The following is a 22507-nucleotide window of genomic DNA, read 5'->3' as shown; positions in this document are numbered from 1 at the left end:
GTTTTGCCTGCGCGGATCCGCCCTGCATGATGGCGGACCGGGCCCCGTGACGGGGCCCGGTCCACTGTCCCGCCGATACGGAGTCCCGTCGTGCCCAGCAAGAAGGCCCTCGTCCGCCGCCCCAGCCCGCGCCTCGCCGAAGGTCTGGTGACGCACATCGAGCGGGAGAAGGTCGACGCGGACCTCGCGGTGGAACAGTGGGAGGGCTACGTCGAGACGCTGCGGGCACACGGCTGGGAGACGGTCGAGGTGGACCCGGCCGACGACTGTCCCGACTCGGTGTTCGTCGAGGACACGGTCGTCATGTACAAGAACGTGGCGCTGATCACCCGGCCCGGCGCCGAGTCGCGGCGCGAGGAGACGATGGGGGTCGAGGAGGCCGTGGCCCGCCTCGGCTGCTCGGTGAACTGGATCTGGGACCCGGGCACCCTCGACGGCGGTGACGTGCTGAAGATCGGCGACACGATCTACGTCGGCCGGGGCGGACGTACCAACGCGGCCGGGGTGCAGCAGCTGCGCGCCGCCTTCGAACCGCTCGGCGCCCAGGTCGTCGCCGTACCGGTGAGCAGGGTGCTGCACCTGAAGTCGGCGGTCACCGCGCTGCCGGACGGGACCGTCATCGGGCACATCCCGAAGGTGGACCGGCCCTCGCTGTTCCCGCGCTTCCTGTCGGTGCCCGAGGAGGCCGGCTCCCATGTGGTGCTGCTCGGCGGCGGCGAGCTGCTGATGGCCGCGAGCGCGCCGAAGACGGCCGAGCTGCTGGCCGACCTCGGCTTCGAGCCCGTCCTGGTCGACATCAGCGAGTTCGAGAAGCTCGAGGGCTGTGTGACATGCCTCTCGGTGCGGCTCAGGGAGCTGTACGCCTGACGGGTGGACGACTTACCCCTTCGGCCCCGGGACCTGCGGGTCCTGGGGCTGCCCTGAACACTGCGGGACACCCCCGGACACCGTTGGCAGGGGCCTGATCAGCGATCTTTACAGCGCACTTAACCTACGGAATCGTAACCTACGGATTCGTAGCCTACGATTCCGTAGGTTCCGGTGCCGCTCGCCGGTCGTTCCCCGTGTCGCCCGTCCCCTGGAGTCCCCGTGACGATCACTTCCCCGCACCTCGGCAGCCCTGCCGTCTGGACCGACGCCCGGCTGCTGTACGCCCTCGAGGAAGTGGTCGAGCAGGAACTCAACCGGCATCTGAAGGTCGCCAAGGACTGGATGCCGCACGAGTACGTGCCGTGGTCGGACGCCCGCAACTTCCCCGGCCTGTTCGAGGACGGGGAGGCGTGGGACAAGGAGCAGTCGAAGGTCACCGAGATCGGCCGTATCGCGCTCGTGGTGAACCTCCTCACCGAGGACAACCTGCCCAGCTACCACCACGAGATCGCCTCGCTCTTCGGCCGCGACGGCGCCTGGGGCACCTGGGTGCACCGCTGGACCGCCGAGGAGGGCCGGCACGGCATCGTGATGCGGGACTACCTGCTCGCCTCCCGCGCGGTGGACCCGGACAAGCTCGAGCAGTTCCGCATGGCCCACATGAGCGAGGGCTTCGAGTCGGACAACCGCCACTCGATGCTGCACTCGGTGGCCTACGTCGCCTTCCAGGAGCTCGCGACCCGCATCTCGCACCGCAACACCGGCCACCAGTCGGGCGACCCGGTCTGCGACCGGATGCTGGCTCGTATCGCGACCGACGAGAACCTGCACATGGTCTTCTACCGCAACCTTCTGAAGGCCGCGTTCGAGCTCGCCCCCGACCTGACCATGCAGGCCGTCCGGGACGTCGTCGTCAACTTCCGCATGCCCGGCCACGGCATCCCCGGTTTCGAGCGGGCGGCGGCGCAGATGGCGATCGGCGAGGTCTACAACCTGCGCATCCACCACGACGACGTCCTGCAGCCGGTCCTGCGCTTCCTGAAGGTCCTGGACATCGACGGCCTCGACGGCGAGGGCCGGCAGGCGCAGGAGGAACTCGGCATGTTCATGGGCGGGCTCGACTCGGAGGCCGCGAAGTTCGACGAGCGGCTCGCGGCGCGCAAGGCGCGGATGGCGGCACGGGCGGGAGCCTGACGACAGCCGGATCTCCCTCCTGCCCGCGCGGCGGTGACGCCGTCAGCCGCGGGCCGGCGGCCGGGTGCGGTGCACGCTGCGTACGGCCGCCACGTCCACCGGGACCGACGGCGGCGGGACATGGGCGCTGAGGGCGTCCAGCCGGCGCTTGACGCTGGCCGCGATGCCCCGGCCCAGGACGAAACGGGTGGCCGTGGTGGCGCGCGGGGCGGTGTACAGGAGGCGGTGGGCCTCGCGGCTGCGCAGGCCGGTGTGGCTGAGGACCAGATGGGTCAGCCGATGGCCGGGGGTGTCCGCGAGGGCGTCGGCGACGGACCGGGCGGCGGCGAGGTCGAGGCGGTTGTCCGCCGCGCCGAGCACCGCGGCCGCCCGCACCCGGCCGAGGTCGAGCAGCCGCACTCCGGCGGCGGTCGCCGCCGTCACCAGCCGGGCCGCCGCCGACGGGCCGATGCCGTTGCTCGCGACGGACAGCCGGGTGAGCCGTCCGTGGGGTGCCCCTTCCAGGGCCTCGGCGAGACACACCGCCCCGCCGTCGCCCAACCGGGCGGCGGACACGTACAGTTCGTCGATCGCGCCCGCCCTGACCAGCTCGGCGAGCGGCCGTGCTCCGGCCTCCCCCAGCGGGTTGCCGCCGACGAAGAGCCGCTCGATCCGGCGGCCGTTGCCCGCCGCGGCCAGCAGGGCGTCCGCCAGAACGACGGCGCCCGTCGCGTCCAGGCCGGTCTGGACGAGGTCGAGGGTGCGCAAGGACCGTGCGGCGTCGATGAGTTCGGCCGCCGCCCGGCCGCCCCCGGCGCCCAGCGGATTGCGCTTGAGCCAGACCCCGGTGACGACCTGCGGCGAGGCCCGCAGCTGGTCGGCGATCCGGCAGGCGCCGCCCTCGGTGATCCCGTTACAGCCGAGGTAGAGCGTCTCGACGCCGGTCCCCGAACCGGCCACGGCGGCCGCCCCGGCGTCGCCCAGACCGTCGGTCCCGAGCAGCAGATGCCGTACCGGCGAAGGCCCCTGGGCGAGCGCCTCGGCGACCAGGGCGGCGCCCTTGGCGCCCAGGCCCTGCTTGCACAGGTCGAGGCGCCCGTCGGGCAGCGCCGTACCCGCGGTGAAGTCCAGCCGTTCACCGGCGGGGCGGCCGGCCCGCAACCAGTCGAGCAGCGGGGCCAGTTCGGCGGCCGGGCGGGGCACGACGGACGGTACTCCGGCGAAACCGGCGGCATCCACGCCCGCGTCCTCCGCCCCGAAGTCCTCGGGTTCCCCGCTCACCACTCCGCCTCCCGGTAGTCCTTCAGGAACACCCCCGACACGGGATCACCCGCCTCGCCGCGCACGATCGGGTCGTACACCCGCGCCGCCCCGTCCACGACGTCCAGCGGCGTGCGGAAACCGGCGTCGGCCATGCGCCGCTTCTTCGGGGCCGGGTTCTCGTCGGTGATCCAGCCGGTGTCGACGGAGCACATGTGCACGCCCTGCTCGGCGAGTTCGGCCGCGCCGGTGCGGGTGAGCATGTTGAGGGCGGCCTTGGCCATGTTGGTGTGCGGGTGGCCGGCCATCTTGTTGCGGACCGCGAAACGGCCCTCGACTGCTGTCACGTTGACGACGTAGCGGCGCGGGTGCGGCGAGGCGAGCAGCAGCGGCAGCAGGCGGTCGCACAGCAGTGCCGGGGCGAGCGCGTTGACCAGCTGGGTCTCCAGGACCTCGGCGGGGTCGAGCGCGCCGAGCCGGGCGGACCAGGAGTTCTCCGGGGACGGGTCGGGCAGCAGGCCCGCCTCGTCGGCCTCGCGCAGGGCGGCCGGCAGCGACGCGGCGCCGCTCGTCAGCGCCCGCATCGGCGTGAAGCCCGGCGCCCGTCTGGCCCCCTCGGGCAGCGCGTCGTACTCGCCCCCGGCCAGCAGCGCGTACGCCTCGGGCGGTCGCCGCACCGTCTGGGCGGCGTTGTTGACGAGGATGTCCAGCGGCTCGCCCTCCTGCCGCAACTCCTCGCACAGGCCCAGTACCTGACGGGGGTCGCGCAGGTCGACGGCGAGGACGGTCAGCCGGTCGAGCCACTTCCCGCTGCCCGGCTCGGCCCGGAAGCGGCGCACGGTGTCGTGCGGGAAGCGGCTCGTGACCAGCAGCTCCACGCCGTCGCGCAGCATCATCAGGGCCAGCTGGAAGCCGATCTTCACCCGGCCGCCGGTGAGCAGCGCGCGGCGGCCGCTCAGATCGGTGGACAGGCCCCGGCGGGCCGTGTTGTCGGCGGCGCAGCGGGGGCAGAGGCGGTGGTAGAAGGCGTCGACCTGTCGATAGGGTGATTTGCAGACATAGCAGCTGCGGGGCTTGCGGAAGAGGCCGGCGTCGCCGGGGACGGCCAGGGGCGCGTCCTCGCGCCGGTCGCGGGCGCCGGTCGCGGTCGCCGCCATCGCCTCGGCGTCGGCGGCGGAGGTCTCGGCACCACGCGCCCTGCGGCGCCGCAGCCGTCCGTCGCGGGCGAAGGACGCGGCGACCTGCTCGGCACGCAGCCGCACCGGGTCGTCGACGGGCAGCTCGCGCAGCCTGCCGACCGTGCGGTGGAAGGCGGCCAGCTCCTCCTCGCCGATCGCCGCGCCGTCGCCCATGGATCCCGCCCCCGTTCGTGCCGTGCCGTGGGGAGGGCCGGATTCGAACCGGCGTGTCCTTCATGCCATGAAGGTGCGCCTGCCTCTGCGCTACCGCCCCCTGTGCGGTCGCGGCCCCGGCCGGATTCGAACCGGCGTATCCACCCTGATGAGGTGGCGAGTCTGCCTCTGCTCTACAGGGCCGCACGCAGCCCGGGGATCGGATTCGAACCGATGTCTTCCGCCTGGGCAAGGCGGGTGCGCCTGCCTCTGCGCTACGCCCGGGTGCGCCCCCGGATCGTAACCGCTCCCCCGCCCCGGCGGCTCACTGATTTCCGTGCCGCCTGAGCTCCAGCCGCTCCTTCTCCGACAGCCCGCCCCAGACACCGAACCGCTCGTCGTTGCGCAGGGCGTACTCCAGGCAGGCCGGGCGCATCTCGCACATGCCGCAGATGCGCTTCGCCTCGCGTACCGAGCTGCCCGGCTCGGGGAAGAAGAAGTCCGCCCCGGTCTGCGCGCACAGCGCCTGGGCCTGCCAGTCGAGGTCGGCCGGGATGATCGTGTCGATGTGCATGGACGGGATCGTGCCGGGCGGCGAAAAACGTTCGATCAACGCGGGATCAATGACGCCGTTCACGGCCCCCGGCCACCCGATGGTGACGTGTGCGCACCACGCGGCGCACGGCGGCGCGCGGAACGGCGCCGAAACCGTACGGCCGACACCGGTGACCCACGGTCACTCCCTCACGTCTCCGGTCCTCCGCGTGGCTCCGGCAGCGCGTTGTCAGTGGGCGGTGCAAGACTCGGCAGAGCAGAGAACGGGACCCTTCCGAGGAGGGCGACATGCTCACCACCCGTTTCGTCAACGGCGCTCCCAACTGGATCGACGTCGGTACCTCCGACATCGGCGGCGCCACTTCCTTCTACGGCGGTCTGTTCGGCTGGACGTTCCAGTCGGCGGGACCGGACGCCGGCGGTTACGGCTTCTTCCAGCTCGACGGGAAGACCGTGGCCGGCGGCATGCAGACCACGCCCGAGCAGGGCCCGCCCTCCTGGACCGTCTACTTCCAGAGCGCGGACGCCGAGGCCACGGCCAAGGCCGCCGAGCAGGCGCACGGCAGCGTCCTGATGCAGCCCATGGACGTGATGGGCGAGGGCCACATGGCGATCCTGGCCGACAAGGCGAGCGTGCCGTTCGGCATCTGGCAGCCGGGCCGCACCAAGGGCATCGACCGGGCGAACGAGACCGGTTCCCTGTCCTGGGTCGAGCTGTACACCCCGGACATCGCGGCGGCGGCCTGGTTCTACCACGAGACGCTCGGCCTGGAGACGGCGGCGGTGCCCTTCCCGGGCGGCACGTACACCACGATCAACCCCGCGGGGGGCGGCGAGGACTCGATGTTCGGCGGGCTCGTGCCGCTGGCCGACGACCCGTCCGAGGACAGCGCCTACTGGCTGCCGTACTTCGAGGTCGCCGACACGGACGCCACGGTCGCCGAGGCCGAGCGACTGGGCGGCACGGTCCGCCTGCCCGCCACGGACATCGAGGGCGTGGGCCGCTTCGCCAAGCTCGCCGACCCGTACGGCGCCCGCTTCGCCGTCATCAGGAGCGCTCCGCCGCAGGGGTAAGGGGCGCACGACAAGGGCGCAGAACAAGGAGCGCGGAACAAGGGCCGGTCCTGCGACGGGAGCGCCTAGGCCGAGGCCCGCCGTACCAGTGTCGTCGGCAGTACGACACTGGACGGCGTGCCCGCGCCGCCCGCCTCGGCCCCCTTGTCGCCGAGCCGGCGCAACAGCAGCCGCGCCATCAACCGCCCCATCTCCTCGATGTCCTGACGGACCGTCGTCAGCGGTGGGTCGGTCTGCTCGGCGACCGGCACCATGTCGTCGAAGCCGATCACGGCGACGTCCTCGGGCACCCGCCGCCCCCGCTCGCGCAGCACCCGCAGGGCACCGGCGGCGGTGAGGTCGTTCGCGGCGAACACGGCGTCCACGTCGGGGTGCCGGTCCAGGAGTTCCCTCATCGCCCGTTCCCCGCCGGCCGGGGTGAAGTCGCTCTCCACGACCAGCCCCGGATCGCTGTCGCCCATGACGTCCCGGAAGCCGTCCAGCCGGTCCGCCGCGGAGGTCTGGTCGAGGGGGCCGGTGATGTGCGCGATCCGGGTGCGGCCGAGGGCGGCGAGGTGACGTACGGCCTCCCGGGCACCGCCCCGGTTGTCGCTGTCGACGTACAGCGCCCCGCCGCGACCGTCGCTCCAGCCGGGGCGCCCGCCGAACACGGTCGGCACCCCCGCGTGCTGGATCAGGCCCGGCAGCGGGTCGTCGAGGTGCAGCGAGAAGACGAGCGCGCCGTCGACATGGCCGCCGGCGAGATAGCGCCCGACGCGGGCGTGGTCGTCGCGGCCCTCGGTCAGCAGCAGGACCAGCTGGTTGTCGTGGGCGGTCAACTCCTTGCTGATGCCGCGGAGCTGGAGGGCGAAGAAGGGGTCCGCGAAGACGCGGGTCTCCGGTTCGGCGATGACCACGGCGACCGCGTCGTGCCGCTTGGTGACCAGGCTGCGGGCGGCCTGGTTCGGCACGTAGCCGAGTTCCTCGACGGCCCGGCGCACCCGGGCGACGAGCGGTTCCCTGACCCCGTCCCCGCCGTTGACCACCCGGGAGACGGTGGCCCGCGACACCCCGGCCCGGGCCGCCACGGCCTCCAGGGTGGGACGCGGCGCTGTGTCGGTCACTTCGAGGCTCCTCATCGGCGGGTGCGGATCAGGATAGCTCCGGGCGGGGAACGCTGTGAGAGCGCTCTCGGCGATCTGTCTCACGCCAGCAGGTCGATCCGCCGCCCGACTCCCTCCCGCTCGGCCCGCCGGTACGCCGCCCACGCCAGTGCCAGGTCCTGCCAGGGCAGACCCACCGGCGCGTACACGGTCCGCTCCTCGGCGCTCGTCCGGCCGGGGTGCTCTGCGCGGATCACCTCGCCCAGCGTCGCCGCCACCGCCGTGGCCGGGAGCCCGGAGGACGCCACCACGCCCGCCTCCGCCGCCAGTTCACGGTCGTCGACGACCAGCAGCGCCGCCTCCAGCAGATCGGCCGCCAGCTCCCGCTTGCCGGGTTCGTCCACGCCCAGGCTCGTGAAGTGCTGCCCGGCCCGCGTGTCCGCCAATCCGAACAACGGCTCCCGCGACCAGGTCGCCAGCAGGACGACATCGGCGGCCGCGGCGACCTCCGCCGCCGATCCCAGCACCCGTCCCCCGTGCCGCGCGGCGAACTCCGCCGCCCGCCCGCCGTCCGTGTCATGGACGACCAGCGCGCCCGGGCCCCGTAGCGCCACCAGCCCCCGCAGCATCAGCTCGGCCTGCGCGCCCGCCCCGATCACCCCGGTCGCCGCGCCGTGCCCGGCGAGGAGGTGTGTGCCCAGGGCCGCCGCCAGCCCGGTGCGCCAGGCCGTCACCGTGGCGGAGTCCAGCAGCGCGAGCAGTTCGCCGTCCGCGCCGCTGTGCAGGCAGATCACCCCGCGCAGGGCCGGTCGCGCGCCCGGGAACTTGGCGTTGACCTTCACCGTGTACGCCTCGACGCCGGGCAGCAGGCCGGGAAGCAGCGCGGTGGCCGTCCCCGGGAACGGCAGATCGGTCCGCACCCGCCGGCCGGCCACCGGCACGGCGGCCGAGATGCGGAATCCCTCCCGCAGCGCGTCGAGGCAGTCGTCGACGTCCAAGAGGGTCCGCAGGTCACCGTGTGTCAGGAGCAGCGTCACCCGTCCATGATCGGTCAGCGGGCCTGCACGCGAGCGCCTTCAGGCACCCCCAGGCCCGTCCTTCCTGGCCCGGCTCGGCTGAACCCGCTTGGGCTCGCCCGGCATCTTGGGGTACTCGGGCGGGTACGGGAGGTCGCCGAGCCCGTGCTCGTGCTCGTCCCTGCGCGCCAGCTCCAGCAGCGCCTCCAGGGAGTAGCGGTGGTCGTCCATGTCGGCGTGCACGTCGCCGAGTTCGGCGAAGCGCGCGGGCATGGTCGCGATGTCGAAGTCCCGTGGATGCGCGACGCCGACCTCGTCCCAGCGCAGGGGCGCCGACACGGGGGCGTGCGGGCGGGGCCGCACGGAGTAGGCGGAGGCGATGGTGCGGTCGCGGGCGGTCTGGTTGTAGTCGATGAAGATCTTCTCGCCCCGCTCCTCCTTCCACCACTTGATCGTCACGTGGTCCGGCATCCGGCGTTCCATCTCCCGGCCCACCGCGATGGCGGCACGGCGTACCTGGGTGAAGGTCCAGCGCGGTTCGATCGGCACGAAGACGTGCAGTCCGCGTCCCCCGGAGGTCTTCGGGAAGCCCCTCAGCCCGCCGAACTCGTCGAGGACGGCGCGCAGTTCGTGGGCGGCGCGGGCGGCGTCGTCGTAGTCGGTGCCGGGCTGCGGGTCGAGGTCGATGCGCAGTTCGTCGGGGCGGTCGACGTCGTCGCGGCGGACCGGCCAGGGGTGGAAGGTGAGCGTGCCGAACTGGGCGGCCCACAGCACGGCGGCCTCCTCAGTGGGGCACATCTCGTCGGCGCTGCGGCCGCTGGGAAAGGTGATGTGGGCGGTGGGGATCCAGTCGGGCATGTTCTTCGGCGCCCGCTTCTGGAAGAAGTTCTCGCCCGTCACCCCGTCCGGGTAGCGCTCCAGGGTGGTGGGGCGGTCGCGCAGGGCGCGCAGGATGCCGGGGCCGACGGCGATGTAGTACCGGGCGAGGTCCAGCTTGGTGAAGCCGCGCTCGGGGAAGAAGATCTTGTCCGGGCTGGAGAGCCGGACCGTGCGGCCGCCCGCCTGAAGTTCCACCGCTTCGCCCATGCGGCCACGGTAGGCGCACCGCGCACACCTCGCACACCGGGCGGGAGGCGTCGTATGCGCGCAGAATCGGAATCATGGACCTGCCCGTGATGCCGCCCGTGAAGCCGATGCTCGCCAAGCCGGTGGCGAAGATCCCGCCGGGCATGCAGTACGAGGCCAAGTGGGACGGGTTCCGGGCGATCGTGTTCCGCGACGGCGACGAGGTCGAGCTCGGCAGCCGTACCGGCAAACCGCTGACCAGGTACTTTCCGGAGCTGGTGGAGGCGTTGAAGGAGCGGCTGCCGAAGCGGTGCGTGCTGGACGGGGAGATCGTGATCGCCCGGGAGGGGCGGCTCGACTTCGACGCGCTGACCGAGCGCATCCACCCGGCCGACTCCCGGGTGCGGATGCTCGCCGAGAAGACCCCGGCCTCCTTCGTCGCCTTCGACGTCCTGGCGCTCGCGGACGAGGCGCTGACGGGCGTGGAGCTGACCGAACGGCGGGCGCTGCTGACCCGGGCGCTGGCGGGGGTCACCGCGCCGGTCCATCTCGCGCCGGCGACGACCGACATCGAGGTGGCGCGGGGATGGTTCGAGGAGTACGAGGGGGCCGGACTGGACGGTGTCATCGCCAAGCCGCTCACCCTGCGCTACCGCCAGGACGAACGCGTCATGTTCAAGATCAAGCACGAGCGCACCGCGGACGTCGTCGTCGCGGGCTACCGCTTCCACAAGAGCGGCCCGGTCGTCGGCTCACTGCTGCTGGGGCTGTACGACGACGGGGGCCGGCTGCAGCACGTGGGCGTGTCGGCCGCGTTCGCGATGAAGCGGCGGGCCGAGCTGGTCGAGGAGCTGGAGCCGCTGCGGATGGACGACGTGGCGGGGCACCCGTGGGCGGCCTGGTCGGACGAGGCGGCGCACGAGACGGCCCGGCTGCCGGGGGCGCCGAGCCGCTGGTCGGGCAAGAAGGACCTGTCGTGGGTGCCGCTGCGGCCGGAACGGGTGGCCGAGGTGGCGTACGACCACATGGAGAACGGGGCGCGCTTCCGGCACACGGCCCGGTTCCGCCGCTGGCGGCCGGACCGTACGCCGGAGAGCTGCACCTACGCGCAGTTGGAGGAGCCGGTGCGCTATGACCTGGACGAGATCCTCGGCTCCCCCGGCTGAGTCACGGCGTCATCAGCACCTTGACGGCGCCGTCCTGCTTCTTCTGGAACATCTCGTACGCGTGCGGGGCGTCCGAGAGCGGTACCCGGTGGGTGGCGAAGTCGTCGACGCCGAGCTCGTCCTCGTCCGTGAGATACGGCATGATCTCGTCGCTCCAGCGGCGCACGTTGGCCTGCCCCATGCGCATCTGGATCTGCTTGTCGAAGAGGGTGAGCATCGGCATCGGGTCGGCCGTGCCGCCGTAGACGCCGGTCAGGGAGATGGTGCCGCCGCGGCGGACCAGCTCGATCGCGGTGTGGAGGGCGGCGAGCCGGTCGACGCTGAAGCGTTCGGCGAACGGACCGCTGATCTTGCGCGGCAGCATCGCCGAGGCCTGCTGGGCGAGCCGGGCGGCCGCGCCGCCGTGGGCCTCCGTGCCGACGGCGTCGATCACCGCGTCGGGGCCGCGGCCGTCGGTCTCGGCGCGGATCGCCTCGACCAGTTCCTTCTCGTTGTCGAAGTGCCTCAGGTCGTACGTCTCCACGCCCCTGGCGCGTGCCCTGCGCAGTCGCTCGCTCACCAGGTCGACGCCGAAGACCCGGCCGGCGCCGCGCACCCGGGCCACCCGGCAGGCCATGTCGCCGATGGGTCCGAGGCCCAGCACGGCGACGCTGCCGCCCTTCGGGATGCTCGCGTACTCGACCGCCTGCCAGGCGGTGGGCAACACGTCGGAGAGGTAGACGAAGCGGTCGTCGGGCGGGCCCTCGGGGACCTTGATCGGTCCGAACTGGGCCTGCGGGACCCGCAGGTACTCGGCCTGGGCGCCCGGGACGGCGCCGTAGAGCCGGGTGTAGCCGAACAGCGCGGCACCCATGCCCTCGCTGGTGACCTGGGTGGTCTCGCACTGGGTGGGCAGCCCGGTCAGGCACATCCAGCAGTTGCCGCAGGCGATCTGGAACGGCACCACCACCCGGTCGCCCGCGGCCAGGTCCGGCACCCCGGGGCCGACCTCCTCGACGATGCCCATCGGTTCGTGTCCGAGGATGTCGCCCGGTGTCATGAACGGGGTGAGCACCTCGTACAGATGCAGATCGGAGCCGCACAGACCGGAGGACGTGATGCGGATGATCGCGTCGGTCGGCTCCTGGATCTTCGGATCGGGCACGTCCTCCACCCGTACGTCCCGCTTGCCCTGCCAGGTCACAGCCTTCATCGCGTGGGGCTCCCTCCGTCGCGTAGGGGTCTCCGGTGGCATGGACAGCCCGAGTACCCGGACCCTCTCCGCCGAAGCGCCGCCCGGTACGCCCATCGGGGTCGTTCGGAATCATTCGGGGTATCCCGACGCGCGCAACCAGAACCGAGCGGGTATGGCCACCAATGAACCTATAAACGCACAATCACTGACACGGGATGCGGGGCCACAGTGGGCAGATCGCAACGGCGGGCGCGCGGACGACACGTCTCGATGACGGTGGCCCTGCTGGCCGCCATGGCAAGCGCCGCGCTCGCGGCGGGCTGCACGCAGTCGCACACGTCGGACGACGACCGCGACCGCACCAAACCGCCGAGCGCCACCCCCACCTCCCCGAGCCCGACCACCAGCGCCACCAGACACGGCCACGTCCTCGCCGTGAAGATCGACAACGCCCCCGACGCCCGCCCCCACACCGGGCTGCGGCAGGCCGACGTCGTCTACGTCGAACAGGTCGAGGGCGGACTGAGCCGGCTGATGGCGGTGTACGCGAGCACCCTGCCCAAGGCCGTCGGCCCGGTGCGCAGCGCCCGCGAGTCCGATCTGGAACTGCTGCGCCAGTACGACGATCCGACGCTCGCCTTCTCCGGGGCGCAGCACAAGCTGCTGCCGCTGATCGCCAAGGCCCCGCTGAAGGCCGAGCCGCCGGAGAAGGCGTCCGACGCCTACTTCCGCGGCAGCGACCGGGCCGCACCGCACAACCTCTATCTGCGCCCGGCCCGTCTGATGCGCACCGCCCCCGGCCCCGGCGCGCTGACCAACGGCTTCCGCTACGGCCCCGCGCCCGCCGGCGGCACTCCGGACACCTCGCTCACCGTGCGCTACCCGGCCGCCCGCTTCACCTTCACCTGGTCCGCGAGCCGCCACGGCTGGCTGGTCGCGATGGACGGCACGCCCAGCAGGACGACCGACGGGCAGCCGGTGGCCCCGGCGACGGTCGTCGTGCAGTACGTGACGATGCGCCAGTCCCGCTTCCACGACTTCCTCGGCAACAACACGCCCTACACCGTCACGGTCGGCTCGGGCCGGGCGAAGGTGCTGCGCGACGGCAGGGCCTACGACGTCGGCTGGAAGCGCGCCAAGGCCACGGACGGCACGGACTTCACGACCAACGACGGCAAGCCCGTCGACTTCGCGAAGGGTCAGGTCTGGGTCGTGTTCGCGAAGGCCTCCTGAGCGGCAGGTGCCCCGCTCAGCCTTGCGCCGCCAGGGGCTCCGCGGGGTTGCGGAGCCCCTCGGCCGCGTCCGCGACCCGCTGGATCAGCTCGAAGAACACCGTCTGCTCGGCGGGCGACAGCGGGGCGAGGAAGACCTGGTTCATCCGGGCGGTGCGCACGGTCAGCTTGCGGTGGGTGCGCACCCCGTCCTCCGTCAGACGCAGCAGGAACCGGCGGCCGTCCTGCGGGTCGCGCACCTTGTCGAGCAGGCCGCGCCTGCCGAGCCGGCTGATCACCTCGGCGATGGTGGACCGGTCGAGTCCCACCCGCTCCCCCACCGTGCGCTGGTCCAGGCCCGGCTCGGCGACGAGCGCGTTGAGGACCGCGAACTGCGGCGAGGTGATCTCCTCCGAGACCATCGTGTTCCACAGCAGGTAGTGGGCCTGCTGCAGGCGCCGGGCGAGATGCCCGGGGTGGGTGGCGAGGTCCACCGCTGCCATGTGCGCTCCCCGTGTCGAATTCGTTGGTGCACTGAACGATACCGGGGGTTCAGGCCAATGTCTCCGGCCCCGCACGTGCCCACTGACCTCCGGGGTCTTGACGCCGGGCGGCTCCGATGGCAGCGTGAAGGAAACTTCACCGAAATAGTCAGTACTCTGATTAATCCGCTTCGACCCGGCCGTCCTCAACCCACAGGGGGGCGCCATCGCGCTCGGCCACCCGCTAGGGCCTGCGCCTCGCCGGCACCGTCGCCCACCAGCTCGCCAGCAAGGGCTCCGGCACCGGCGTCGCCACCCTCTGCGTCGGCGTCGGCCAGGGCCTCGCCCTCGTCCTCGTCCTCGTCCTCGAACATTAGGAAACCCCCGAGGAATCCCCATGACTCTCACCCAGCACGACATCGACCAGGAGATCGCGGCGGAGCGCGCCGCGTACGAGAAGCGGGTCGCCGACGGCGCCCCCGTCGAACACCACCCGCGCCGCGACTACGCGCCCTACCGCTCCTCCGTGCTGCGCCACCCGCTGCAGCCGCCGGTCGCCATCGACGTCAGCAAGGACCCGGAGCTGGTGGAGCTGCACTCCCCCGCCTTCGGCGAGCGCGACATCACCGAGATCGACAACGACCTCACCCGGCACCACCGGGGCGAGCCGATCGGCGAGCGCATCACCGTCTCCGGCCGCCTGCTGGACCGGGCCGGGAAGCCCGTGCGCGGCCAGCTGATCGAGATCTGGCAGGCCAACTCCGCGGGCCGCTACGCCCATCAGCGCGAGCAGCACGACGCCCCGCTGGACCCGAACTTCACCGGTGTCGGCCGTACCCTCACGGACGCCGAGGGCCGCTACCACTTCACCACCGTCCAGCCCGGCCCCTACCCCTGGCGCAACCACCTCAACGCCTGGCGGCCTGCCCACATCCACTTCTCCATGTTCGGCACGGCGTTCACCCAGCGGCTGGTGACGCAGATGTACTTCCCGAGCGACCCGCTGTTCCCCTACGACCCGATCATCCAGTCGGTGACGGACGACGCGGCGCGGCAGCGGCTGGTCGCCACCTACGACCACAGCCTGTCCGTGCCGGAGTTCTCGATGGGCTACCACTGGGACATCGTGCTGGACGGACCGAACGCCACCTGGCTCGAGGAAGGGCGCTGACCTGCCATGACGAAGATCGACACCAACAGGCCGGAGAGCGTTCTGCCCACCCCCTCGCACACGGTGGGCCCCTTCTACGGGTACGCGCTGCCCTTCCGCGGCGGCGAGGAGATCGCGCCCGTCGGACACCCGGACACCGTCACCGTCCACGGGTACGTCCTGGACGGCGCGGGCGAGCCGCTGCCCGACGCCTTCGTCGAGCTGTGGGGCGCGGACCCCGACGGCAATGTGCCCACCACCGACGGCTCGATCCGCCGCGACCCGGCGACCGGCGGCTATCTGGGCCGCAACGGCGTGGAGTTCACCGGCTGGGGGCGCATCCAGACCGACGCCGACGGCCACTGGTACGCGCGCACCCTGCGGCCGGGCGCCCACGGGCGCAGCGCCCCGTACATCAGCGTGTGCGTGTTCGCACGCGGGCTCCTGGTGCACCTGTTCACCCGGATCTACCTGCCGGGCGACGAGACGGCGCTGGCCGCCGACCCGCTGCTGGCCCGGCTGGACGGGGCGCGACGCGACACGCTGATCGCGCGGGACGAGGGCAAGGGGACCTACCGTTTCGACATCCGCCTTCAGGGCGAAGGCGAGACGGTCTTCCTGGAGTTCACGTGACCTCTGTCGACCCCGACGACACGGGCCTGCTCGCCCCCGGGTGGGTGGGCTCCCCGGCCGCCTCCGCGACCTCCGACACGGCCTTCCTGCAGGCCCTCCTCGACGCGGAGGCGGCCCTCACCCGCGCCCAGGCCGCACTGGATCTCGCCCCGCACGAGGCGTCGGCGGCGGTGACCGAGGCGGCCGCCGCCGGCCGCTTCGACGTGCGTTCCCTCGCCGGGCGCGCCCGTTCCGGCGGCAACCCGGTCATCCCCCTGGTCGCGGACCTGACGCAGGCCGTGGGCGAGGAGTACGGCCCCCATGTCCACCGGGGCGCGACCAGCCAGGACATCATGGACACGGCGCTGATGCTGGTAGCCGTGCGCACCCTGGACGTGGTCCTGGCCGACCTCGCCCGCACCGAGGGGGCCCTGGCCCGGCTCGCGGCCGCGCACCGGGACACCGCGCTGCCGGGACGCACGCTCACCCAGCACGCCGTACCGACGACGTTCGGGCTGAAGGCGGCCGGCTGGCGGTCACTGGTGCTCGACGCACGGGACCGCGTCCGGGCGGTACGGGAGGACCTGCCCGCCCAACTCGGCGGCGCGGCCGGCACCCTGGCCGCCTTCACCGCCTACGGCGCCGAGGACACCCGGGCGCTGACGGCCGCCTTCGCCCGCGAACTCGGCCTCCGGGAGCCCCTTCTGCCCTGGCACACCCTGCGCACCCCGATCGCCGACCTCGCCGGCTGTCTGGCCTTCACGGCCGGGGCGCTGGGCAGGATCGCGGCGGATGTGCTCGTCCTCGGCCGCACCGAGATCGCCGAGGTCGCGGAGGGCAGCGGCGGCGGCTCGTCGGCCATGCCGCACAAGGCCAATCCCGTACGCTCCACGCTGATCGCGGCCGCCGCGCGACGGGCGCCCCTGCTGGCGGCCACGCTCTACGGTTCGATGGCCGCCGAGGACGAGCGGCCCGCCGGGGCCTGGCACGCCGAGTGGGAGCCGCTGCGGGATCTGCTGCGGCTGGTCGGCGGGGCCGCCCGGGACGCGGCCGAACTGACCGAGGGGCTGCGGGTGAACGCCGCCGCGATGCGCGAACACCTCGGTCTCACCCACGGGTTGATCGTCTCGGAGCGGCTGTCCGCCGAGCTGGCACCGGTGCTGGGCCGCGCCCGCGCCAAGTCCCTGCTGACGGAGGCAGCCCGGCGGACCTACACGGAGGGCCGTTCCCTCGGCGAACTCCTCGCCGAGGAGCTCGAGTTGAAGGACATCGACCTCACCGAGCTCACCGACCCCGCCCGCTGCACCGGCTCCGCCGGAGACCTCACCGACCGTGCTCTGGAGCGACGTTGACCGAGAAACTCCTCAACCACCGCACGGAGGGCCCCGCTTCCGCCCCTCCGCTGCTGCTCGGGCCCTCCCTCGGGACGTCGTACGCCCTGTGGGACAAGGTGGCGCCCGAGCTGTCCGCCACCCACCGGGTGGTGCGCTGGGACCTGCCCGGGCACGGCGGCTCCGCGCCCGGGCTGATCGGGCCCGGCGCCACCGTCGCCGACCTCGCCGGTCTGGTGCTCGCGCTCGCCGACTCACTCGGCGTCGAACGGTTCGCCTACGCCGGTGTGTCGCTGGGCGGGGCCGTCGGCCTGCATCTCGCCGTGCACCATCCCGAGCGGGTGTCGTCGCTGGCGGTGATCTGCTCCTCCGCCCACTTCAACGGCGCCGGGCCGTGGGAGGAGCGGGCCGAGCGGGTACGGCGCGAGGGCCTTGAGTGGCTCGTGGAGAACGCTCCGGCGCGCTGGTTCACGCCCGGTTTCACCGATCCCGAACTCGTGCGGGACCAGGGGGCCGCCGACCCCGGGGCGTACGCGGCCTGCTGTGACGCGCTGGCCGCGTTCGACCTGCGTGAACGGCTCGCCGACATCTCCGTGCCCACCCTGCTGATCGCCGGACGCGAGGACCGGGCCACCCCGCCGCCGCATCTGCGGGAGATCGCGGACGCCGTGTCCGGCTCCACGCTCGTCGAACTGCCGGGCGCCGGGCACCTCGCCCCCGCCCAGTGCCCCCGAGCCGTGCTCACGGCCCTGCGGGCCCACCTCGGCGGGGGAGGCGCGGGGCGTGGCATGGAGGTGCGGCGGCAGGTCCTCGGGGACGCGCACGTAGACCGGGCGCAGGCCCGCCAGACGCCCTTCACCGCCCGCTTCCAGGACTTCATCTCCCGCTACGCCTGGGGCGAGATCTGGACCGACCCCACGCTCTCCCGGCGCGAGCGCAGCATGATCACGCTCACCGCGCTGGTCGCCCACGGCCACTACGACGAGCTCGCCATGCATGTCCGGGCGGCCCGGCGCAACGGGCTCACGCCCGAGGAGATCGGCGCGGTGCTGCTGCAGACGGCGGTGTACTGCGGGGTGCCCGCGGCGAACTCCGCCTTCGCGACGGCCCAGCGGGTGCTGGCGGAGGAGGACGAGGAACAAGGGTGACCCTGCTGGTCGTAGCTCCAGCAGCACCTCGCACATGCCCCCGCCGCGTGCCTACGGTAGGGGCATGTCCACGATTCTCGTCACCGGCGCCACCTCAGGTCTGGGCCGGTACGTCGCCTTCGAGCTGGTCCGCTCGGGCCATGTCGTCCTCGCGCACGGCCGCGATCCGGACCGTACGGAGCGGCTGGTTCAGGAGCTGCGCACGGAGGGAGACGCCGAGGGCTTCGTCGCCGACCTCGCCTCGCTCGCACAGGTCCGCGAGCTGGGGGCGCACGTGGCCGGCGCCCACCCCGACCTGGACGTCCTGATCAACAACGCGGGCGTGGGCGCGGGCGTCCCCGGCACGGGCCGCGAGCTGAGCGTCGACGGGCACGAACTGCGCCTCGCGGTCAACTACTTGGCGCCCGTCGTCCTCACCCGGGCGCTGCTGCCGGTGCTGCGCGCGAACACGCCCGCGCGGATCGTCAACGTCGGCTCGGTGGGCCAGGAACCGGTCGACTTCGACGACATCGAGTTCCGGCGCGGCTACGCCGGCTTCGCCGCGTACTGCCGCGCCAAGTTCGCCCTGGCCGCGCACACCTTCGCCCTGGCCGAGGAACTGGCGGGCTCCGGGGTGGCGGTGAACGTGCTGCATCCGGCGACCTTCATGGACACGGCCATGGTCCGCGAGGGCGGCGTCACCCCCTGGAACACGGTCGCCGACGGCGCCGTCGGTGTCCTGTCCCTGGCCACCGAGGACCGGGGCACGGGCGGCTACTTCGACGGCACGACCCCGTCGAGGGCGCACGAGGCGACGTACGACCGAGAGGTGCACAAGCGTCTGTCGGCGGTCACGGACCAGCTGCTGGCGCTGTGACCTACCGGACCGCGTGCCCCGCCTCCAGTGCCTGACGTGCCTGCGCCACCAGGCCGTCCGCCCCGCACGAACGGGCCAGCGCCAGACCCCGTCCGAGGTCGGCGTCCTGCCGCGCGGCGATGCCGTACTCGATCCGTGCCGCCGCGTGCTCGTACTGGCACGGCGAGGCCTCCAGGCAGGCCACGGCCTGGGCGGCCAGCCGGGCCGCGCGCTGCCCGCTCTCCAGCGCCGCGGCACACCGCAGAGCCTCGCCGATCGCCGTGTCCGTGCCGAACCGCTCGGCCTGCCGACGGGCGTCCGCGGCGAGCCGTGCGGCACGGTCCGGGTCCTTCGTGGCGAGGGCCCGCGCCAGGTCCAGTGCCCAGGGCACGATGACCGGGTTCTGCCGGCCCCGGGCGGCCGCCGCCTTCTGGGCCGCCTCCAGTTCGGCGATCCCCTCCTCGGTCCGGCCGACGGCGAGCAGCAGCCGGCCCCGCACCGACCGTGAGTCCGGCATGGCGATCGTGGACGGGTACGGCGGCGCGAACCCGTACTGCTCGGCGATCTCCCAGGCCTGCTCGACGTGTCCGCGGGCGAGCAGGGTGTCGACGAGGTTGCAGGTGGCGTTCCAGTACAACGGCAGCCCGCGGCCGACGCGTTCGGCCAGGCGCAGCGACTCGCGCAGGGAGGTCTCCGCCTCCCGCAGGCGGCCGCGCCGCCGGTGGCCGAGGCCCACACAGGCGTGCGCCAGGGCGAGGTGGCCGCCGCTCCAGCCGGCCGACTCGTAAGCGTGCAGGGCCTCGTTGTAGAGGCTGTCGGCGCGGTCGAGACGGTCGGTGAAGGCGTAGCAGTTGCCGAGCATCAGCAGCAGTTCGAAGCCCCACTCGGTGTCGGTCCAGCCGAGCCCCGGCGCGAGCCGGCCGTTGACCAGGGAGCGGTCGCAGAACTCGACGACCTCCTCGGCGTTCTGACCCTGGATCAGGGCGTCGAAGCCGCGCAGCATCAGCAGGGCGCGCTCGGAGTTGTCGCGGCCGGTGCAGGTGCGGGCGAGCGCCGCCAGGCGCTCGGAGCGGTCGGGGGAGATGGCCTCGCCGACGTAGACGGCCTCCCACATGAAGTGCCCGGCCTGCAGCCGCCGTCTGGCGGGGCCGTCCTCGTGCCGGGCGGCCTCCGCCTCGGCGGTGCGCACGGCCTCCTCCAACTGGTCGTTGTGCATGAGCGCCTGGGAGAGCCGGAAGACGGCGTCCACCCTCGTGTCGCCCTGGAGTCCGGGCAGGGCGAGCGCGGCACGGAGGTGGTCGACGGTGGTGGCGGGCGGCGCCGTGAGGAGGGTGGCGCAGCCGAGTTCGTAGAGGACGTGCGCGTGGACGTCCGGGGTGGGCGGTTCCAGCAGGGCGCGTTCCAGGCAGTGGCGGGCCGCGTCGGGGGCGCCGACGGCGAGGTGCTCGCGGGCGGCCTCGCGCAGTTGCGCGACGAGTTCCTCGTCGTCGTCCGGGTGGACCCGCAGCAGATGCCGGGAGGCCATGGCCGCGCCGAGCCCGGAGTCGCTGACGACCTGGGCGGCGATGCCGTGCATGGCGGTGCGCAGGGCGTCCGGGATGGAGTTGTAGACGGCGGAGGCGATCAGCGGGTGGACGAACTCCAGCTCCGCGCCGTCCCCTTGGGCGCCGGCGGGGTCGGGCCCGGTGAGGATGCGGGCGCCCTGGAGCAGTCGGGCGCAGCGCGCGGCGTCGTCGTGGTGCATGGTGGCGAGCCGGGCGACCAGGTCGACGGTGATGCCGGTGCCGAGGATGGCGGCCGCCCAGGCGAACCGGGTGGCGTCGATGCCCAGTTCCTCCAGGCGGGCGACGAGGCCGCCGCCCCGGGCCGAGCGGTTGAGGGCGCGCAGTTCGGCGGCGCCGGCCTCGGTCGGCTCCAGCTCGCTGTCGCGGACCTTGGCGAGGAGTTCGACGGTCTCGTACGGGTTGCCGCCGGTGACGGCCCACACCTCGCGGCAGAACGGGGCGTCGGCGTGCGCGCCGAGGGTGGCGCGGGTGAGGCCCGCGGTGGCCTCGGGGGTGAGGGCGTGCAGTACGGCGGCGGGGCCGGCCGCGGCGGCGACGGCCTCCAGGTGGCGGGCGCTCTCACCGCTGAGGTCGGCGGGCCGGCGGGTGACGACGACCAGCACCGACAGGTCCTCCAGGCGCTCGGCGAACGCGGCGAGCCAGCGCAGGGTCTCCTGGTCGGCCCAGTGCGCGTCGTCGATCAGCAGCACCAACGGCCAGTCGCGCCGGGCCAGTCGGCGGACGGCGGTGACCAGGCCGTCACAGACGCCCTGCGGGTCGGCCTGGCGCTCGCCCGGTTCGGTGATGCCGAGGGCGGGGCCCGCGACGTCGTACCAGTCGCCGAGGTACTCGCGGGCCTCCTCGGGCATCAGCGAGATCAGCGCGGGCTGTAACAGCCGGCGCACCACGTTGAAGGGGACGGACCTGAGGGTCTCGGTGCCGCGGGCCGACCAGACGGCACAGCCGCGCTCTTCGGCGATGCGCCGGATCTCGGCGAGCAGCCTGGTCTTGCCGAGGCCCGCCTCGCCCCGGATCACCAGCAGGCCGCCCGGGGAGGAACGGTCGACGCACAGGGCGTCCACCGCCTGTTCGACGGCGGCGATCTCCTCTTCGCGCTCCCACAGGGAGTCCGAGGCGGCCCCCATGGGCCCTGCCTCCGTCATCCCGCTACCTCCCCGAGTCGCCCGAACGACGTACCGAGGTCGAGCGTAGCCGTCGCCGTCGGCGATCGGAGCCCGGTCGGGCCACCCGTTCCCGTGACGGGTGACACCGGTCGCGACGGGTCGACGCACCCGGGGTGTGACCTGCCGCTGGGGAGCCTCGCGAGGCGGCGGAGGGGGGAAGACCGGATCCTCTCATCCCGCTTTCACCGACGCCTCATACGGTGGGGGCATGACGCAGGTGACTCCTCCCGGGTGGTATCCCGATCCGGGGCAGACGAGTGAGGGTCCCGCCGCCGAGCGCTGGTGGGACGGCAAGGCATGGACGGACCGGACCCGACCCGTGGGCTCGGCCGCCGTATGGGGTCCCCCGGCGCAGTCGCCGACGGCCGGGGCGGATCCGGCGTACGCGGCGTATCCCGCCTATCCGGCGTACCCCGCGCACCCGCCGGCCGCCCCGAGGCGCGGTCTGCGCACGGGCATAGCCGTCACCGTGGCCGCGGCGGTGCTGGCCGGCATCGGGGTGGGCGTGTGGGCGCTGACCGACAACGGCGGCTCGAACGGCAACGCCTCCCAGCAGGGTCCGGGCGGGCAGGGCGGATTCGGCGGTCAGGGCGGCGGCTCCGGGGGTTCGGGCGGCTCGGGTGGTTCGGGTGGTTCGGGCGGTTCGGGCGGCGGCGACGGCGGTCAGTCGCCCGCTCCCGGGCAGTCGGAGGCGCCGAAGATCACCAGCGGTTCGGTGGCCGACCCGATCAGCGGGATCAGCCTGCCCATCCCGGACGGCTGGTACGGGCAGCAGATCCAGGTGGGCGCCTCGGTCACGTCCGACGCGTCCTACAAGTGCCCCGGCGACACCTCCCAGACCTGCACGAAGGGCGGTGCGTACTCGGCGCCGGCCTCCGTGCTCAAGACGGCCGGCAGCACGGCCGAGGCGGTGGCGAAGGCCGACATCGCGGCGAACGCCAAGGAGTCCTACGGCGGCACCACCTACGGCTCGATCACCTCCCACGACGTGCTGGAGTCCAAGGCCGTGACCGTGGCCGGGCAGAAGGGCTATCTGGTCCGCTGGAAGGCGATCACCAGCAAGGGCGCCGACGGCTACGTCGAGTCGCTCGCCTTCCCGTCGCCCGCGAACCCCTCGGAGATCGTCGTGGTCCGCTTCGGCGTGGACGTCGGTCAGAAGGAGTCCGTGATCGACGACATCACCAAGGGCATCAAGGTGTCGACCGGCGGCGGGGACGGCCACAACGTCTGACCCCGGACCGCGG

The 22507-nt window shown here is 73.1% G+C and carries 20 protein-coding genes, 3 tRNA genes and 1 pseudogene; 12 read left to right on the top strand and 12 right to left on the bottom strand.

Features of this window, described 5'->3' with window-relative positions; genetic code table 11:
• Positions 1-90: 90 nt before the first annotated feature.
• The gene (gene ddaH, locus MKW14_RS02170; RefSeq protein ID WP_240858402.1) at positions 91-867 is read left to right on the top strand and encodes a dimethylargininase; all 777 of its coding nucleotides are present in this window, start codon (positions 91-93) and stop codon (positions 865-867) included.
• 222 nt (positions 868-1089) lie between these two features.
• The gene (locus MKW14_RS02165; RefSeq protein WP_240858401.1) at positions 1090-2064 is read left to right on the top strand and encodes an acyl-ACP desaturase; all 975 of its coding nucleotides are present in this window, start codon (positions 1090-1092) and stop codon (positions 2062-2064) included.
• 42 nt (positions 2065-2106) lie between these two features.
• Here MKW14_RS02165 and MKW14_RS02160 read toward each other — a convergent pair whose 3' ends face one another.
• The 6 genes from MKW14_RS02160 to MKW14_RS02135 form a co-directional block, all read right to left on the bottom strand.
• The gene (locus MKW14_RS02160; protein ID WP_240858400.1) at positions 2107-3324 is read right to left on the bottom strand and encodes a leucine-rich repeat domain-containing protein; all 1218 of its coding nucleotides are present in this window, start codon (positions 3322-3324) and stop codon (positions 2107-2109) included.
• Positions 3321-4655: an SDR family NAD(P)-dependent oxidoreductase gene (locus MKW14_RS02155; RefSeq protein WP_240858399.1), complete on the bottom strand. Its 1335-nt coding sequence runs from the start codon at positions 4653-4655 to the stop codon at positions 3321-3323. The genes MKW14_RS02160 and MKW14_RS02155 overlap by 4 nt, the downstream gene beginning before the upstream one ends.
• Positions 4656-4683: 28 nt before the next feature.
• Positions 4684-4755: transfer RNA gene (locus MKW14_RS02150), tRNA-Ala, on the bottom strand.
• A gap of 11 nt (positions 4756-4766) precedes the next feature.
• Positions 4767-4838, bottom strand: a tRNA-Asp gene (locus tag MKW14_RS02145).
• Between the two features lie 7 nt (positions 4839-4845).
• Positions 4846-4920, bottom strand: a tRNA-Gly gene (locus MKW14_RS02140).
• Positions 4921-4959: 39 nt separating this feature from the next.
• Positions 4960-5208: a WhiB family transcriptional regulator gene (locus MKW14_RS02135; protein ID WP_240858398.1), complete on the bottom strand. Its 249-nt coding sequence runs from the start codon at positions 5206-5208 to the stop codon at positions 4960-4962.
• A gap of 269 nt (positions 5209-5477) precedes the next feature.
• Here MKW14_RS02135 and MKW14_RS02130 point away from each other — a divergent pair, with 269 nt between their 5' ends.
• Entirely contained in the window at positions 5478-6263 is a 786-nt protein-coding gene (locus MKW14_RS02130) for a VOC family protein (RefSeq protein ID WP_240858397.1), read from the top strand.
• A 65-nt stretch (positions 6264-6328) separates the two neighbouring features.
• Here MKW14_RS02130 and MKW14_RS02125 read toward each other — a convergent pair whose 3' ends face one another.
• From MKW14_RS02125 to ligD, 3 genes are all read right to left on the bottom strand, one after another.
• Positions 6329-7366, bottom strand: coding sequence for a LacI family DNA-binding transcriptional regulator (locus MKW14_RS02125; protein ID WP_240858396.1), 1038 nt, complete (start codon positions 7364-7366; stop codon positions 6329-6331).
• Positions 7367-7446: 80 nt separating this feature from the next.
• Positions 7447-8382, bottom strand: a complete 936-nt coding sequence (locus MKW14_RS02120; protein WP_240858394.1) for an ornithine cyclodeaminase family protein — start codon at positions 8380-8382, stop codon at positions 7447-7449.
• Positions 8383-8421: 39 nt separating this feature from the next.
• The gene (gene ligD / locus MKW14_RS02115) at positions 8422-9447 is read right to left on the bottom strand and encodes a non-homologous end-joining DNA ligase (protein WP_240858393.1); all 1026 of its coding nucleotides are present in this window, start codon (positions 9445-9447) and stop codon (positions 8422-8424) included.
• Between the two features lie 74 nt (positions 9448-9521).
• Between ligD and MKW14_RS02110 the strand changes: the two genes are divergently transcribed.
• The gene (locus tag MKW14_RS02110) at positions 9522-10592 is read left to right on the top strand and encodes an ATP-dependent DNA ligase (RefSeq protein ID WP_240858392.1); all 1071 of its coding nucleotides are present in this window, start codon (positions 9522-9524) and stop codon (positions 10590-10592) included.
• A gap of 1 nt (position 10593) precedes the next feature.
• Here MKW14_RS02110 and MKW14_RS02105 read toward each other — a convergent pair whose 3' ends face one another.
• Positions 10594-11784 carry a zinc-dependent alcohol dehydrogenase gene (locus MKW14_RS02105; RefSeq protein WP_240858391.1) on the bottom strand — a complete coding sequence of 397 codons (1191 nt, stop codon included), beginning with the start codon at positions 11782-11784 and terminating at the stop codon, positions 10594-10596.
• A 252-nt stretch (positions 11785-12036) separates the two neighbouring features.
• Here MKW14_RS02105 and MKW14_RS02100 point away from each other — a divergent pair, with 252 nt between their 5' ends.
• On the top strand, positions 12037-12999 hold the full coding sequence (locus tag MKW14_RS02100; protein WP_240858390.1) for a DUF3048 domain-containing protein: 963 nt from the start codon (positions 12037-12039) through the stop codon (positions 12997-12999).
• A gap of 16 nt (positions 13000-13015) precedes the next feature.
• Here MKW14_RS02100 and MKW14_RS02095 read toward each other — a convergent pair whose 3' ends face one another.
• A complete protein-coding gene (locus tag MKW14_RS02095; RefSeq protein ID WP_240858389.1) occupies positions 13016-13480 on the bottom strand; it encodes a MarR family winged helix-turn-helix transcriptional regulator in 465 nt (154 codons plus the stop codon).
• A gap of 169 nt (positions 13481-13649) precedes the next feature.
• On the opposite strand from MKW14_RS02095, the pseudogene MKW14_RS02090 reads away from it, so the two are divergent.
• From MKW14_RS02090 to MKW14_RS02065, 6 genes and pseudogenes are all read left to right on the top strand, one after another.
• Positions 13650-13836, top strand: a pseudogene (locus tag MKW14_RS02090) (3-oxoadipyl-CoA thiolase); the annotation flags it as partial.
• Positions 13837-13856: 20 nt separating this feature from the next.
• Positions 13857-14630, top strand: coding sequence for a protocatechuate 3,4-dioxygenase subunit beta (gene pcaH / locus MKW14_RS02085; protein WP_240858387.1), 774 nt, complete (start codon positions 13857-13859; stop codon positions 14628-14630).
• Positions 14631-14636: 6 nt separating this feature from the next.
• Positions 14637-15242 (top strand): protocatechuate 3,4-dioxygenase subunit alpha, encoded by a 606-nt coding sequence (pcaG, locus tag MKW14_RS02080; RefSeq protein WP_240858386.1) that lies wholly within the window; start codon positions 14637-14639, stop codon positions 15240-15242.
• Positions 15239-16573 carry a 3-carboxy-cis,cis-muconate cycloisomerase gene (gene pcaB / locus MKW14_RS02075; RefSeq protein ID WP_240858385.1) on the top strand — a complete coding sequence of 445 codons (1335 nt, stop codon included), beginning with the start codon at positions 15239-15241 and terminating at the stop codon, positions 16571-16573. Before pcaG ends, pcaB begins: the two co-directional genes overlap by 4 nt.
• A complete protein-coding gene (pcaDC, locus tag MKW14_RS02070; RefSeq protein WP_240858384.1) occupies positions 16570-17700 on the top strand; it encodes a bifunctional 3-oxoadipate enol-lactonase/4-carboxymuconolactone decarboxylase PcaDC in 1131 nt (376 codons plus the stop codon). Before pcaB ends, pcaDC begins: the two co-directional genes overlap by 4 nt.
• Before the next feature lie 64 nt (positions 17701-17764).
• Positions 17765-18556 (top strand): SDR family NAD(P)-dependent oxidoreductase, encoded by a 792-nt coding sequence (locus tag MKW14_RS02065; RefSeq protein WP_240858383.1) that lies wholly within the window; start codon positions 17765-17767, stop codon positions 18554-18556.
• A 1-nt stretch (position 18557) separates the two neighbouring features.
• Here MKW14_RS02065 and MKW14_RS02060 read toward each other — a convergent pair whose 3' ends face one another.
• Positions 18558-21242 carry an ATP-binding protein gene (locus MKW14_RS02060; protein ID WP_240858382.1) on the bottom strand — a complete coding sequence of 895 codons (2685 nt, stop codon included), beginning with the start codon at positions 21240-21242 and terminating at the stop codon, positions 18558-18560.
• 229 nt (positions 21243-21471) lie between these two features.
• Here MKW14_RS02060 and MKW14_RS02055 point away from each other — a divergent pair, with 229 nt between their 5' ends.
• Positions 21472-22494, top strand: coding sequence for a DUF2510 domain-containing protein (locus MKW14_RS02055; protein WP_240858381.1), 1023 nt, complete (start codon positions 21472-21474; stop codon positions 22492-22494).
• Positions 22495-22507 lie beyond the last annotated feature (13 nt).

The sequence above is a fragment of the Streptomyces gilvus genome (assembly GCF_022513565.1).
GTDB lineage: Bacteria > Actinomycetota > Actinomycetes > Streptomycetales > Streptomycetaceae > Streptomyces > Streptomyces gilvus.
The sequence above is the reverse complement of the archived record's forward strand: the minus strand, read 5'-3'. Positions and strand labels throughout refer to the sequence as shown.

Excerpts from the sequence above, each read along its gene's own strand:
- MKW14_RS02135 (WP_240858398.1), bottom strand. The coding sequence starts at position 5,208 with ATGCACATCGACACGATCATCCCGGCCGACCTCGACTGGCAGGCCCAG.
- pcaG (WP_240858386.1), top strand. The coding sequence starts at position 14,637 with ATGACGAAGATCGACACCAACAGGCCGGAGAGCGTTCTGCCCACCCCC.
- MKW14_RS02065 (WP_240858383.1), top strand. The coding sequence starts at position 17,765 with ATGTCCACGATTCTCGTCACCGGCGCCACCTCAGGTCTGGGCCGGTAC.
- MKW14_RS02155 (WP_240858399.1), bottom strand. The coding sequence starts at position 4,655 with ATGGGCGACGGCGCGGCGATCGGCGAGGAGGAGCTGGCCGCCTTCCAC.
- MKW14_RS02130 (WP_240858397.1), top strand. The coding sequence starts at position 5,478 with ATGCTCACCACCCGTTTCGTCAACGGCGCTCCCAACTGGATCGACGTC.
- MKW14_RS02110 (WP_240858392.1), top strand. The coding sequence starts at position 9,522 with ATGGACCTGCCCGTGATGCCGCCCGTGAAGCCGATGCTCGCCAAGCCG.
- MKW14_RS02095 (WP_240858389.1), bottom strand. The coding sequence starts at position 13,480 with ATGGCAGCGGTGGACCTCGCCACCCACCCCGGGCATCTCGCCCGGCGC.
- MKW14_RS02055 (WP_240858381.1), top strand. The coding sequence starts at position 21,472 with ATGACGCAGGTGACTCCTCCCGGGTGGTATCCCGATCCGGGGCAGACG.
- MKW14_RS02100 (WP_240858390.1), top strand. The coding sequence starts at position 12,037 with ATGACGGTGGCCCTGCTGGCCGCCATGGCAAGCGCCGCGCTCGCGGCG.
- MKW14_RS02060 (WP_240858382.1), bottom strand. The coding sequence starts at position 21,242 with ATGACGGAGGCAGGGCCCATGGGGGCCGCCTCGGACTCCCTGTGGGAG.
- MKW14_RS02105 (WP_240858391.1), bottom strand. The coding sequence starts at position 11,784 with ATGAAGGCTGTGACCTGGCAGGGCAAGCGGGACGTACGGGTGGAGGAC.
- pcaH (WP_240858387.1), top strand. The coding sequence starts at position 13,857 with ATGACTCTCACCCAGCACGACATCGACCAGGAGATCGCGGCGGAGCGC.
- ligD (WP_240858393.1), bottom strand. The coding sequence starts at position 9,447 with ATGGGCGAAGCGGTGGAACTTCAGGCGGGCGGCCGCACGGTCCGGCTC.